Origin of the sequence: Pseudoalteromonas sp. SR44-8, assembly GCF_014163635.1 — a bacterium.
Taxonomy (GTDB): domain Bacteria; phylum Pseudomonadota; class Gammaproteobacteria; order Enterobacterales; family Alteromonadaceae; genus Pseudoalteromonas; species Pseudoalteromonas rhizosphaerae.
The window spans coordinates 77,769-92,507 of sequence record NZ_JACJDS010000004.1 but is presented as its reverse complement, the minus strand read 5'-3'; the positions used below and the strand labels follow the sequence as shown (position 1 = coordinate 92,507).

Below are 14,739 nucleotides of genomic sequence, written 5' to 3'. Positions count from 1 at the left end.
AAACACGATTGCTAATAATAGAATATGAGCAGTACTACAATAGTAACAACTAATCGCGATTTCAGTTGATCACACCATGGCACTGACAAGTGCACCTGTGTCGGTAATACCAGCTTCTTTCATCGCTTCAGCGATGGTTTGAACTAACGAACCCATTTGAGCTTGCATTGATACAATCATATTAGTTTGCGCTTCGACTTGTGCTTTAACAGCTTCATCTTGCTGGTTATCTAGCGCTTTTAACTTTTCGAGTTGCTCTTTTTGTTGTTCAATCTGTTCTTTGATTTTTTTCAGCTGTTCGATCATTTTAGCGATGTGATCGGGCATATCTGAATTGGCCTCTTTTTCTGCTTTCTCTTTAGTTTCCCGGCCTGATATATTGTCTAACTCTTTTTCTGATAAACGATAGCCAGTAGTATCGTTACTTTTTACCGTAGACTCTGATGGTGACGCAATTGGCTGTCCCAGTGGTTTATGTATCTGCATCATGGCTCTTTATAATGTGATTTAATCATACTTATCGGCTGAAAGAGGCGTTACTAAAGGGGAGGCATGTAAATAAAAGCCAAATATTAATTTGGCTTTTATTTGGATAGCTGCAGACTAACGAACTTGGTTAGCCCATTTTTCACCGGCTGGTGTGCGGCGCCATTTAAAATACTGATCAAGTGTTTCTAGCGCTTGTTTGTCGGGCACTGGGCCGACTTTCGCTTGCTGTTGAAAATACATAGTGCTGGGTTTGTCATTATTAAAAGCAGGCCAATTTGGTAATGCATCGTCATTTGGATTGCTATTTTTGGCAAAGTTAGTCCAGTAGGTTGCCATTATATCTGACATTTTTAAATCATTTTTAGTTACATTCGGATCTGCTTTATTAAGGTTTTTAAACATATAGGCTATTTCATGACCGTGGCCAGAGCCATAATCTTCATCTTTGCCGCCAAGTTTACGCTCAGGATGGTGATCAAAGTAATATAAATAAACAGGGGCTCTTCCATGTTCAGTTTGTAACTTAGCCCAGCTCCAAGTATGCCAACCAAAGGCAGCATCACGCACCAGATTACGGGCGCTGCGAGGGATGCTGTTTTTTGCAACAGGGTAAGCTTCAAGTGTGCTTGGCGCAAATTGACCGAAGCGAGTCTTTACTCCATCAACAAAATTATTAACATCAGGGTCCCACACAAAGCTGACGCCTTCATCCGAGTTATAACCAATTAAAGCAGGTACATCATTAAACTTGCCTTGCTGATAGAGCTTATATTGGTCGTCTTTTATCACATAGCCGTCAACAATGGGCCAACCACCGGGAAGTGACCAGCCTTTTGGTATAAAAGTTTTTGCGCTCATTTTTCGCAGTTGTGCAATGGAGGTTGTGCCAAACTGTTTTACATAGTCGAAACCTTCTGTTTGAGCCTGTTGTAAGGTTGACATGTTTTCACCGGGGTAGTTCTTAATGCGAGTAGGACCAAATGAACCACCACTTTGCGAGATAACTTTGTTAAATAACCCTTTAGCTAACGGTGAGGCGGCAAGCATGCTAACCGAAATGCCGCCCGCAGATTCACCAGCGATGGTAAGATTATTTGCATCACCACCAAACTCACTAATGTTTTGTTTAAGCCACTTTAAGGCGGCTAGTTGGTCGAGCAACCCATAATTACCTGATACGCCAACTGGGCTTTCCTTATTAAGTTCAGGATGGGCTAAAAAACCTAATTGACCAACGCGATAAGCAATAGACACTACTATCACGCCTTTATTGGCAAGCTCAGTACCATCAAAAATAGGATCGGATGAGCTACCAAAACTAAAGCCACCGCCGTAGATCCATACCATTACAGGGAGTTTATCTACGCTCGATTCTGCCGGCGTCCAAATATTTAAATATAAGCTATCTTCACTGATCCCAGATACAGGGTTGCCTGCTTGTATTGGGGCAGGGGCATACTCTTGTGCTTTACGTACACCTTGCCATTTTTCAGCCGGTTGCGGGGCTTTCCAACGTAATTCTCCCACGGGTGGTTTAGCAAACGGCACACCTTTAAATACCGCTAAGTTATGCTCTGCCGTGCCTTGAAGTTTACCTTGTGCCACAGTGACTTGGATGAGTGGCTCGGCGTTGACAGCGGTCACTGTTGCCGTTGTTGCAGTAAAAAATGTAGCCCATAAAAGCCGCTTAAGTGTTGATGTGTTCATAATCATTCCTTTTAAAATTGTTTTGCTTTTATATCCCAATTAACAAAGTCAGCTGTTTTACCCTGCAAAAATAGCGTTGCATTGGTTTGCTTATCTTTTAATTGCCAATCCAGCCACTTAATAGCTAGCTTTGAGAACGAACCACCAAACGGCTGTTCAAATGTTCCTGAATGCCCCGCGGTTTTATGATTAGCAAAGATCACGGGCACATGACTTATGCGTTGATAATCAAGCTTGGCATTGTCAGTGGCAATATCAGTGGGTCCACCAACAAGGTAGATTACAGGAGCATGCAAGTTTTGCAGTGACTTAACATCAGCGCTTGCCATGGTCATATCACCAATACCTGAATTAAACATTAAATAACTGCTGACTCTTTTATCTGCCCCAGTGGCCAGTAGTTGCGCGCCGCCACACGATTGACCTGCAATAGCGATTTTCTTAAGGTTTGCGCTTTGGTAAAATTCACTTAATGGATTTGCAGATTGCGCTGTGATCCAATCAATCGCGTGAGGGATCATGCTATTACTGGCCTTATTTAAGGGCCTGTCATCAAGGCTGTTTTGCATTTTGCCCAGAGCAATGACTAAGTAACCGTGCGAAGCAATGTCAGAGAGCATATGCTCAAATGGATAGGAGGTATCCATACAGCCGCCGTTAGCAAATACCATAACGGGTAGTTTTGGCGACGGGTTTTGCCCAGCGCTTAACTGCTTCGGGCGGTATATAACATAGTCACTTAACGAGGTTTCAGTGGCTGCAATGGCGCTAAATGGGCCACTGCCACCTTCGTCTATCACTTTATAGTTAGCAGTTTTCGCAAAGCATAGTGAGGGTATCAAGCATATTAAGGTGATGAAAAGACGTTGCATAGCTCCTTCCTTAGTTAATATTGTATTATAAATATCACTGTATATGATGTTGTGTATGTTGAAAATAAAAAGTTAAAAAAAAGCCAGACTCTTGTCTGGCTTTTTATGACAACAAACTATTGGGTAAGGCAGCTCACCCTAAATAGCTTACTCTTGTGCAGTAGCTGCATCGTAGAGTGCTTTGATTGCGTCAGCATCGATTGCGCCGTTAAATATTTTTAACTCATCAACCGCGCCGTTATACGGTGTATCCCAGTAGTTTACACCTAACGCAAATTCATTGGTTTCGCCTTCGACAGTGAATACGCGAGGGAAGCCACCAGCTTCAATTTTAAGTTCACCATTTACGTACATTTTCAGCGTATCACCGTTGCTGCCATCAACCGTGAAGGCAACATGAGTCCACTCTTTAGCAGGGATGCGCATGCCTAAATCACCATTATCAAAGAATGCACCGCCACCATTTGCCCATAGACGTGTAGTATTTGAATCAACCATTGAGGGTACTAAGCTGACCCACGTTGATGAACTAGCCCCTGCAAAAAATGCGGTGGTGTAATCTGAGAATGTTTCAGGTTTTAACCACATTGATACTGAGTAGTCGTTGGTGGTGATCAAATTATTTGGTAAACGCACGCCTGAACCTTGCAGGAATAACGCTTGGCCTTTAATGCCTTCAACAAAAGTGGCGTTACCACCGGTGTTATCAATACGGTCGCCAGTTGGTTTAGCACTTGCGTATGCATCTTTAAGCTCTGCTAAATCGCCTTCAAAGCTATATTCTGCAGGGGCAAGTGATTTAACGGTAACTGCAAAAGTTTTAGTATCTGTAAAGTCTTTATAGTTAATTGTTGCTGTTAAAGTAACAACTTGATCGCCAACATTGGCGCTTGGCTGATTAACAACGGCAGTGCCATTAACAGGTTTCAAGAACTCTTCATTATTCGATGTCCAGCTAATACCTGACACAAACGGTCCAACACGGGGTAATTCAAAGCTTTCACGGATAGCCGTTGTATCACCTAAATCAAGTGCATCAGTAATGAAGGTTTCAAACTTAGTTGGATCAGTTAGATTGTTAATCGCTGCACCATTAATATCTAAGCTGTTTAATGCGTAATCATAGACAATAAATTCATCTACTTGACCTTGGAATGGTGCATCCCAGCCAAAGTTTACACCCAGTGCAAACTTGGCCGTATCACTACTAAACATGTCAGGGCGTGGCATTGAACCAACAAGTGCTCCATTAGAGTAGTACTTCATTGTGCCGTTAGCATAAGTGATAGTAACATGACTCCACTGTCCAGCCGTAGCGCCTTGAGTCATTTCGATTTGATTCCACTGCTCTACTTCAGGCTCAACAAGGTAGCGGCTCCATAGTAGTGTATTAGTCGTGAAGTGAGGTGCGCCACCTGGAATATAGCTAATCCAACGGTCAGCGTTTTCTGCTGCAAAAAATGCGGGGCTGTAACCAGTTACAACGTCAGGCTTTGACCAAAATGAAACGGTGTAGCTGTCAGAATTGATAATGTCATCCGGTAAACGCACACCGGTTGAGCCATCAAAGTTAAATGCTTGGCCTGTTTGGCCCACGCTATAGGCAGCAGTGCCAGCACCTGTGTTGTCTAAGTTATTATCTGTGGTGACGGCATCAGCAAGGTTGCTTAAATTATCTGTTAAGCCGTTTTCAAAGCTATAGTGTGCAATCGCATTTTTAAATACTGGACGAGCTTTAACATTAACATTAAAGCTCTTAGTGATGGTTTCACCGTTAAGTGACATACTAGCGGTTAATGTAACTGCTTGATCGCCACGATCAGGGGTGGGAATAAATACAGAGCCATTTGCATCAATGTAATATTCATTACTTGATTCCCAGCGAATAGTCGTACCCGCTTTCCCTTTGGTTGGTAATGAATAACCTTCATCAGCAATTGACAGCTCAGTCTTAATATTTAGCGCATCGTTCACGGTTGCTAATACACTGGCGGTTTCATCAATCTCAGCAATTTTACTGCCCCACACCGTGGCGTTTTCAAGTGATACAGCAGAGAAGGTGACCACTAAGTCTTGCTTACTATCATCCCATTGCCATTTAGCAACACCGTAATAAGTACCAGATTCAAGCTCAAGTTTGACGTTTGAATCATCAACCATATACCAAATACCCGTATCATCACCGGTCACTGAGTGATCAGCATTTAATGCTATGTAAGTTGAGCGCACCGCACTGGTATTAACATCAGTACCATGATTTATAAATTTGTAGTATCCGTACAATTGCTCAGCAACCACTAAATTATCACCCTCTAGTGGTACAAAACGTTGTGGTGAGGTGACAGGCCAACCTAACGAATTGATAAACATCTCATGCACGCGAACTTGGTGAGCTTCACTCGCTGTCGGAAACGGTGACGAGGTTTGTGGGAAACGCGTGTGGGTAATCAATAAGTGACGGCCAGTCGCTTCGTCATAATGTGCTGAATTATGGCCCGGTGATTGATAACCCCAAGCAGGTGACGTTTCACCTAGCTCTTGAGTGTACTCAAAGCCACCTAATAGTTTTTCACCAATTTCTAGACCACCTACAGTGGCAATATCGTTGCCAGCGGTATCTAAGTATGGGCCATCTGGTGTTTTTGAACGTGCTACACGGATATTGTAACCACCGTTTACATCAAAACCCGCGACTGAATAAAACAAGTAATAGTAGTCACTTTCTGGGCTGTACATAGCAAATGCGCCTTCAATGGCTCTAAAGTCACCACCCACTAAGTGTTTACCATAGCCTTGCTCACCGTCAGGTATACCGGTTTCTTCATTCATTGCCAGTACAAAAATACCGCCAGAATATGAACCATAAACCATCCATAATTGGCCGTCTTTATCATAAAAGGCGGCAGGGTCAATGGCATTCGGGTCAACCGCACCATTCCACGTTGTTTGGCCATTATCTAAGGGATACTGCGCAAATTCTTCGTCATTGCGATAGCCACTGCGTAAGAATACACCTTTGTTTTTATATGGACCTTCTACAGAATCAGCTTCGGCAAGGCCTAAGTACGAGCGGTTCCAGCATACTTCATCAACAACGTCAGGTGTGTCAGGGTTATCTTGGGCGCAATGGTTATAGTAAAACCAAAACTTACCATTGGGTGCTTTCACCACATCAGCAGCCCAGTTACCGGTAAATCCATCAGTCCACTCAATACCTTCGGCGATTTCGCTAGTGTAATTAAAGTCAAAAAGCGGGCTTTCATTCACGGCTTCATTAGCGGAAAGACTTGAAATCATTTCCCAATTTAATAAATCAGTTGATTTTGCTACCGCTAAATGTGAACCAAAAATGTAATAAGTACCGTCAGTTTCAATTACGGAAGGATCATGTACGCCAACATAAGTTACCGCTACATTACCTTCTTCGTTGTACTCAACGCTATCACTGACGGTTGGTTTTGCACTTTGTGGCTGGGCAACTGCTGGTGATGACTCAAGCTTAGTGCCTTCTTCAGAGCATGCTGTAACAGCTAAAGCGCAGGTGATCACCATTGCTAATCTGGTTAGTTTCATTTTTGTGTGTCCTCTTATAACGGGGATTTTTGTTATTTAATGTTGTCGATAAAATTGCTGTACACCTAACGTAAAGTAGTAGCTACGTATTATTGTAATTTTATAGTACTATTTAAAATGTGCAAATACTTTTGCAAAAGTAATTAACATGTAAATTAAAAGTGCTTTGTTTACAATGATTACCGCGGTGTTTTAATTATTATCAAGCAATGGTTTGTGCTGCTTTTTCGCTGTTTTAATGGGAACACTAGATGTGTCTAGCAGGTAGGGGAAGATAAATCATAGTAATGAGGGCTCTGCAATAAGAGCCCATTTATTGACTGAGTTATTTACCTTTACTCAATCCTTCAGTGGTCATGATGATACGCTGCAAGGTGCCATCATCATTGTAGAGCAGTGGTTCAATCGCAACAGAGCGACGAAAGCGTCCGCCACTTGGTTTGCCGTCTTTTGGTGGTACTGCACCGGTATGGTAAATAAAGTAACTTTTACCTTTAAATTCGATAATTGATTGGTGATTGGTTTCGCTGTTACCGGCAATCTCATTGAGGATACCTTGGTACTGCCAAGGCCCATGGATACTTTTACTCATCGCATAACAGATCTTTTCAGGGAATTCACACGCATAAGATACGTAATAGTATTCTTCTTTCTTATGTACCCACAGTGCTTCAGTAAAGTTTGGTAAATCAATGGTTTTAATTTCACCATCCAAGCTGAGTAAGTCATCACTTAGTTTTACATATTTAGGCACTAAGTTACCAAAAAACATGTATGTATCACCGTTTTCTTCTACATAGATAGCCGGATCAATATCATCCCAGTCATTAGGTGTATGTTTGGTCATATCATCGGTTACTAGTGCATGACCGATGGCATCTTTAAATGGGCCAGTAGGGGATTTTGAGGTGGCAACCCCAATTGCAAAACCTGGTTTAGTATCATCATGGCGAACGGTAGTAAAAAAGTAGAAAGTACCGTCTCGTTCAATCATATGAGAAGCCCAAGCTTCACCTTTCGCCCATTTAAAGTCAGTGGCTTTCATAATTGGGCCGTGCTTTTTCCAATTCACCATATCGGTTGATGAAAAGGCAAGCCAGTCATGCATTTCAAAAAATACATCGTTATTGGGGGCTTCATCGTGGCCGGTATACAGGTAAACCGTATCTTTGTGCACCAATGCGGCAGGATCTGCAGTAAACACATCGGTAAATAATGGGTTTTGTGCAGCGGCCATAGTGCTAGATAGCAGTAACGGCAGTGCAAAGGCTGTTAATTTATTGTTCATTAGGTGTCCTTTGTGATTAATGATTGTAATTCAATATACGCTCTTCACGGTCACAGACTCAAATTGTATTATAGAGTACGAAAATGAGCTTAATTGGTACAAAAAAGTAAACATACAGTGAAAAACAATTCTTTATTGTAATATTGTATTTTTATTATCTTAGCAGCAAAATTGCGAAGGTAAATATCTGGTTACTTATTTTTTGTAACTCGACAGCCTACTACTATGTAGATGTTTCGCTTTTTTAATTGTTTATACTGTTGTATTTTATTGTTTATTTTAATTTTTAGGACGTATGCAAGCAAACCGGTAAGGTTTAATTGGGAGAGAACTTTAATATATTCTTTACGGATTGTTTTAATTTGGATTTTAGAGTTGACCGCTGATTAGTCATACAATATGATCAAAGTTCGGGCGCTAATCTATTAACAAAATAATATGTAGATCCCCGTGTACTGTTTTGACAACATCTCTGGACAATGCAGTGGTCACTCTTCGGTAGCTAAATGGAATAGTTCAGCCCGCCGATATAACTATAACTTGGAGAACACCGCTAATGTTTAAAAGAACACACATAGCAAGTGCGATAGTGTTGGCATTCACTTGTCAATTTGCCTATGCACAACAAGAAGCAATTAATACTCCTGAAGAAAGCGTTGATGAAATCGAGGTTATTCAGGTTACAGGTATTCGCGGCAGTTTAAATAAAGCGTTAGATGAAAAACGTGCTAGCGTGCAAATCGTTGACGCTATTATTGCTGAAGATATTGGTAAGTTCCCCGATAACAACGTAGTAGAAGCATTGCAACGGGTAACTGGGGTGCAAACTACTGGCCGTGGTGCGGGTGAAGTGAGCCAAGTATCTATTCGTGGTTTGTCGGATGTGCATACCACTGTAAATGGTCGTGATATTTTTACTGGTGCAGGGCGTGATGTAGCGCTACAAGATATCCCAGCAAGCTTATTATCGGGTGTTACCGTTTATAAAACACGTTCAGCTGATCAGGTAGAGCGTGGTATTGCCGGTTCAATCGACATTAAAACTAATCGTCCTTTTAATTTTGACGGCAAAAAAGTTGTTTTAGCTGCACGTGGTATTTACTCCGATCAACCTGATAAAGTTGACCCAAATGTGAGCGCATTATTAAGCAACCGCTGGGAACTTGATGGTGGGGGTGAGTTTGGTGCACTGTTTAATGTGTCGTACTCTGAGACCCATTATCGAGATGATACGATAACAGCGGGTGCAGCGTTTCCATTTTTTACCAATAAACCGCAAGCAATGTATTCACCCTATTCACGTATTCCTGAATATGATTCGCAAGGTAATAAAGTTTGGCAAATAGGTCTAGAAAATGGTTTACCCTATGCTCCGGGCTCTACATTGAATGTTGAGGGCGAACCAACCGAGTATTTAATTGCCCGTGATGCGATATTTGGTACGTCTTTTACTGGTTTGCGTAAACGCCCTGCTGCTTCAATTTCACTTCAATGGGCGCCGGTTGATACCCTAGAAATTACCGCTGAAGGCTTTTACACCGGTTATGAAAATGAATCGCAAAATGCCATGTGGTTCTCTAATACGTTCGAAAACGGTAACGGCTTCATCGAAACGCCTGTTGTATTTGATGGCACTAACGTTGTAAAAGAAAAGCAAGCAATTGCTGTGGGTGGTTTCCAAAGTGGCGATTTCTCTTATGGTAAAACAGACAGCTATTTATACGCACTTGGTGCACAGTGGCAAGCCAGTGATTATTTAACTATTAACACTGAGGTCGTTTATCAAGAAAGTGAGTATGAAACAGACTTTTTTGCAATGCGCTTTGACCGTGTTGCAACTGGTTTAGATGTTGATTTTAATGACAATGATGGTGTTCCAGGTATCGCATTTTGGGATGATCCTAATACAGCTGTAAATGAAGCCGATATGGCTGCAATACAAAACTGGAATGCGGGAACAGCCTATGATAATGGAGGCGGGAATCGCGGCGACTCAACAACATTTACCTTTGATGCTGAGTATCTAGTAGGTGGTAACTTTTTCGATAAAATTAAATTTGGTGGTCGTTACGAAAAACGCACCGCTGAAGAATTCACTCGAACAAATGAAGGTGGGATCGGAAATAGTACAAGTGTTGAAAGCCTGATCCAACAACTTGGTGCAGCTGGTGCAGCAGGCGATGGCTCTGGAATAGTATTCCAAGTTGATGACTACTTTGATGGCCGTGCAGATACATTTAATAGCTTTATCACCGCAGATGGTGGCTATATGCTAGATAACGCTGGTGCAGTTCGCAGCGTGTATGATCTAGAAGCAGAAGATGTATATAAGACCTTTGATATCGAAGAAAACTCGTATGCGCTATATGCCACAACAAACTTTTTCTTAACTGAAAATATCAGCGGGGAGTTTGGTGTTCGCTATGTGAGCTATGAGCAAGAAATGGATTTTACTGCTGAAACAGGGCTAAATACCAATGTGTTTGAGTCAAGCTCTGCGAGCGCAGATGTCAGTAAATTACTGCCAAGCTTAGTTCTAAACTGGAATATAACCGATGATGTGATAGGACGTTTTGCATATACTAATACCTTACGTATGCCTAATTTCACAGATTTAAATGCCTTGCAATACTGGACTGAACCATTAACTGATGGGACTAAAAACGGTACTGGGGTGGGGGGGAATCCGCAATTACAACCTGAGGAGTCTACAAACTATGATGTGTCACTTGAGTGGTATTTTGCAGATTCGAGCTCTTTATATGCAACGTACTTTTTACGTGACATAGATAGCCGGATTGTCCCTGGGCGTAAAATTGTAATGCGACCTAGAGCGTCAGATGGAGAGGTTATTCCCTTTGCATTAAGTGCGCCTGTGAATGCCAGTGAAGGTGAATTATCTGGTTTAGAGTTTGGTTTAGTATATTTCCCAGATAATTTACCGGAGATGCTTGACGGAGTTGGTGTACAAGCAAGTTTTACTGCGCTAGATTCATCTCAACAATTACCAGAATATAATGATGATGGAACTATTAGTGGTTATGTTGAGTCAAGCATGGCCGGTGTGTCGGATCAGTCATACAGTATTGTGGGTATTTATGAGCGAGATTCGTTTGATATGCGTTTATCGTACGTATGGCGTTCAGAGTTCTATACCGGTAACGAAGCGGCTATTTTTGCGAACCCGCTACAATTTTGGAGCCGTCCTGAGCAAAGTTTAGACTTTCAATTTAGTTATGACGTGACGGATGATTTTGTGGTGACATTTGATGCAACAAACATCTTAGATGATGTGTATCAAAGCTATTACGGTGAAGGTAACGATAACCTATTTAACTTTAGCAACGGTATCTACTCTCGTACATTTGCAATTGGTGCACGTTACACTTTCTAATATTTATATAAGCCCAAAAGTATAAGCCCAAAAAGTCCCAGCCTGTCTGGGACTTTTTTTATCCAACGGCACCTCTTACCTAGCAGTACCTAAAATGTTAATTTTTAACTGGGTTTTATGATGATTATCAAAATGAACTTGTTGTACAGAGCAATAAGTTGCCTTGGCTAAATTGTAATATAGTATCTTTATTTGCCATGTTAAATAAAATAAATTCATTTAATTGTTGCAAAAATATAGTTAAGCTCTTAATCCTTTCCATAATAAAATAACTAAGATTATGTTATTTATTGTTTTATTTTCTATTCTTCACAACTTTAAAGCCTGTATTTCGATTTTTTCAATTAACATTTATTTAGCGTTATAAGTTGACTGCTAATTAATCATACAATATTATCAATATCAGGCAGCAAATAATTAACATAATAAAAGACAACCTTAATACAGGCTCTGACAACAAGCTTTGTACATAAGGGGGAGCAGAGGGTAATTAGCCTTCTGGGGGAAAAACAAATGGAGAACACCACTCATGTTCAAAAAAACACACATAGCTAGCGCAATTTTAATGGCAGTGTCATGCCAGTTTGCATATGCACAGCAAGAAGATAATACATCAGCAAATGCTGAGAAAGACGACATTGAAGTTATTCAGGTTTCTGGTATTCGTGGTAGCTTAAATAAAGGCCTGAACATTAAACGACAGTCATTCCAAGTTGTTGATGCGATTGTTGCCGAAGATATCGGTAAGTTTCCAGATAATAACGTTGTAGAAGCGCTGCAACGGGTAACCGGTATACAGGTTACTGACCGTGGTGCTGGTGAAGTAAACACGGTATCTATCCGTGGTTTAACGGACGTAACAACAACAGTCAATGGTCGACAAGTATTTACAGCTTCTGGTCGTAATGTAGCGCTTGCTGATATTCCGGCAGCTTTATTGGAAAGTGTTGATGTATTCAAAACGCGTTCCGCTTCACAAGTAGGTAGTGGTATTGCCGGTCAAATTGACATCAAAACCCAGCGCCCATTTAACTTTGATGGTTCAAGAGTGGTTGTTTCTGCTCGCGGTGTTTACCAAGACCAAGCAGAAGAGGTTGATCCAATTTTATCTGCACTAGCGAGTAATCGCTGGGAATCTGGTATGGGTGAGTTTGGTGCCTTGATCAACCTTTCATACGCAGAGACTAATTACCGCGACCAAAATATGGCTGCAGGTGCAATGGTGCCATTTATGACCCTTAACCCGGCAGCAGGATTTGCACCGTTTGAGCGTATTTTCCCAAGCAATGGTAATGTAAGTGAAAGCCCAATATGGGAACCTGGTCTTGAAAACGGCCTACCATATCAATCGGGTTCGACATTGAATATCAATGGTGTGCCAACTGAATATTACTTGTCACGCGATGCCGTTTTTTCTAATGACTTAACTGGTAAGCGTGAACGCCCAGCTGCCAATCTTTCATTGCAATGGCGCCCTAACAGCGATTCACAATATACCTTTGAAGCCTTTTATAATGGCTACCGTAATGAGTCATTCAATTCGCTAAGCTTTACCTTCGTAGATTGGTGGGGCAATGTTGATACGCAAAATCCACCGACGACCTTTGACGGTACTAACATTATTAAAGAACGTTATGTTGATGCACCATACGGTTTTAATAGCGGTGATTTGAATGTAAGTAAAACCGACAGTTACGTGTTTGCATTAGGTGGCGAATGGACTATCAATGATAACTTTAATTTGTCGTCTGAAATTTATTATCAAGATAGCCAATACGAAACAGAATTCCTGGCAATGCGAAGTGATCGGGTAGCATATGGCTTAAATGTTGATTTTAATGATAAAGATGGTGTCCCAGCATTAGAATATGTTGATAATCCAGATACCCCAGCGAATGAAGCTGATTTAACCGATACCTCGCAATGGAATGTTGCTCAACTGTATGACAATGGTGGCAATCGCAAAGGTGATTCACTTACCTTCACGCTGGATGGTGAACTGTTTGTAGACCGTTTGGGTTTCGATGAAATAGGTTTCGGTATTAAGTACGATAGTAAAGGATCTTCAGAAGCATCACGTGAATCCAAGTTCCTCGTTGAGACACTTGGGCAACCCTTTTCATCACTTGATGCTGGATTAGCCGCTGTTAATGAAGACTTTTTTGATGGCAAAGCTAATTGGCCATCATCGTGGGTTGCTCCAAGTGGCCACTACATTCAGGCGAATCGAGGCTATTTCCGCGAACTATATGGTATAAAGCCAGAAAGTTTGGAGTTAGAAAAAACATTCGATGTTGATGAAAAAGCTTATTCGGCTTATATTCAGGGTAATTTTTCAAGCACATTATTTGGTCGTGATATTGATGGTCAAGTTGGCCTTCGTTACGAAAATGCTAAGATTGATATGACATTTTTCGATATTGATCAAAATCCTACCGATGTTAGTTTTGCAGATAATAGTTCATCGGCTTGGTTACCTAGCTTTGTTGTACGCTACCATTTAGCGGAAGATTTGATTGCACGTGCCGCTTATACTCAGACTATTCGTCGTCCTGAGTTTTCACAGCTAAACTCGTTTATTTATTATACTGAAGATGTCACAGATATTGGTTATGGTACTGCAAATGGTGGGAATCCAAGCATAAAACCCGTTGAATCGAAGAATTATGATTTAACTTTAGAGTGGTATTTTGCTGAAGCAAGCTCGCTGTATGGCACATTGTTTAAGCGCGATATAGAAGGATTTGTCTATGGCTCTAACCGTATCATTCAATATCAAGGCCCAGATGCGACTGAGCCTGAGGATTACATTCTTACTCAACCAAATAATTCGTCAAATGGTACATTAGATGGCTTAGAACTTGGTCTTGTATATTTCCCTGACAATTTGCCTGATTGGTTAATGGGGGCAGGTATTCAAGCCAGTGCTACTTTACTTGATTCAAAACAAGATTTACCGAAGTATAACGATGTAGGTGAGTTAGTTGGTACAGATTCGCGTGATATGTTTGGTGTGTCTAAGTCATCGTACTCAACTGTTTTAATCTATGAACGAGAAGACTTTGATATGCGTTTGGCCTATTTATGGCGTGATGATTTCTTAAATAGCTATGAGGCCGCACAATTTGCTAACCCACTGGGTATCTACCGTAGCCCAGAACAGAGTTTAGATTTTCAGGTAAGCTACGATGTTACAGAAGATCTGATGGTGACATTTGATGGTACTAACTTAACGCAAGAAACGTATCAAAGTTATTATGAGTATCCAACGACACATAATTCAAATAGTGCACTATATAGTCGCACATTTGCATTAGGTGTACGTTACTCTTTCTAATCACAGTTATATCAAATAAAAGCCTCGGATCGTCCGAGGCTTTTCTATTTTCTATTATATGACCTTTGTCTAAGCGAAA

Annotated in this window: 7 protein-coding genes; 2 read left to right on the top strand and 5 right to left on the bottom strand. The window is 41.1% G+C overall.

The genetic code is table 11. The features are described 5' to 3' along the window. Nucleotides 1-69: 69 nt before the first annotated feature. The 5 genes from H5183_RS02800 to H5183_RS02780 all read right to left on the bottom strand — a co-directional run bounded on the left by H5183_RS02800 (nt 70) and on the right by H5183_RS02780 (nt 7,929). Nucleotides 70-489 carry a hypothetical protein gene (locus H5183_RS02800; RefSeq protein ID WP_259397091.1) on the bottom strand — a complete coding sequence of 140 codons (420 nt, stop codon included), beginning with the start codon at nt 487-489 and terminating at the stop codon, nt 70-72. 114 nt (nt 490-603) lie between these two features. Continuing rightward, a complete protein-coding gene (locus H5183_RS02795) occupies nt 604-2,196 on the bottom strand; it encodes a carboxylesterase/lipase family protein (protein WP_182730879.1) in 1,593 nt (530 codons plus the stop codon). Between the two features lie 11 nt (nt 2,197-2,207). Then, the gene (locus H5183_RS02790) at nt 2,208-3,068 is read right to left on the bottom strand and encodes a chlorophyllase/cutinase-like alpha/beta fold protein (protein ID WP_182730878.1); all 861 of its coding nucleotides are present in this window, start codon (nt 3,066-3,068) and stop codon (nt 2,208-2,210) included. A gap of 147 nt (nt 3,069-3,215) precedes the next feature. Next, nucleotides 3,216-6,641 (bottom strand): LamG-like jellyroll fold domain-containing protein, encoded by a 3,426-nt coding sequence (locus H5183_RS02785; protein WP_182730877.1) that lies wholly within the window; start codon nt 6,639-6,641, stop codon nt 3,216-3,218. 325 nt (nt 6,642-6,966) lie between these two features. Then, nucleotides 6,967-7,929: a glycoside hydrolase family 43 protein gene (locus H5183_RS02780; protein ID WP_145234152.1), complete on the bottom strand. Its 963-nt coding sequence runs from the start codon at nt 7,927-7,929 to the stop codon at nt 6,967-6,969. A gap of 556 nt (nt 7,930-8,485) precedes the next feature. Between H5183_RS02780 and H5183_RS02775 the strand changes: the two genes are divergently transcribed. Beyond that, complete coding sequence (locus H5183_RS02775) at nt 8,486-11,323, top strand: TonB-dependent receptor (RefSeq protein ID WP_182730876.1); 2,838 nt, start codon at nt 8,486-8,488, stop codon at nt 11,321-11,323. 529 nt (nt 11,324-11,852) lie between these two features. Continuing rightward, nucleotides 11,853-14,660 (top strand): TonB-dependent receptor, encoded by a 2,808-nt coding sequence (locus tag H5183_RS02770; RefSeq protein WP_182730875.1) that lies wholly within the window; start codon nt 11,853-11,855, stop codon nt 14,658-14,660. Nucleotides 14,661-14,739 lie beyond the last annotated feature (79 nt).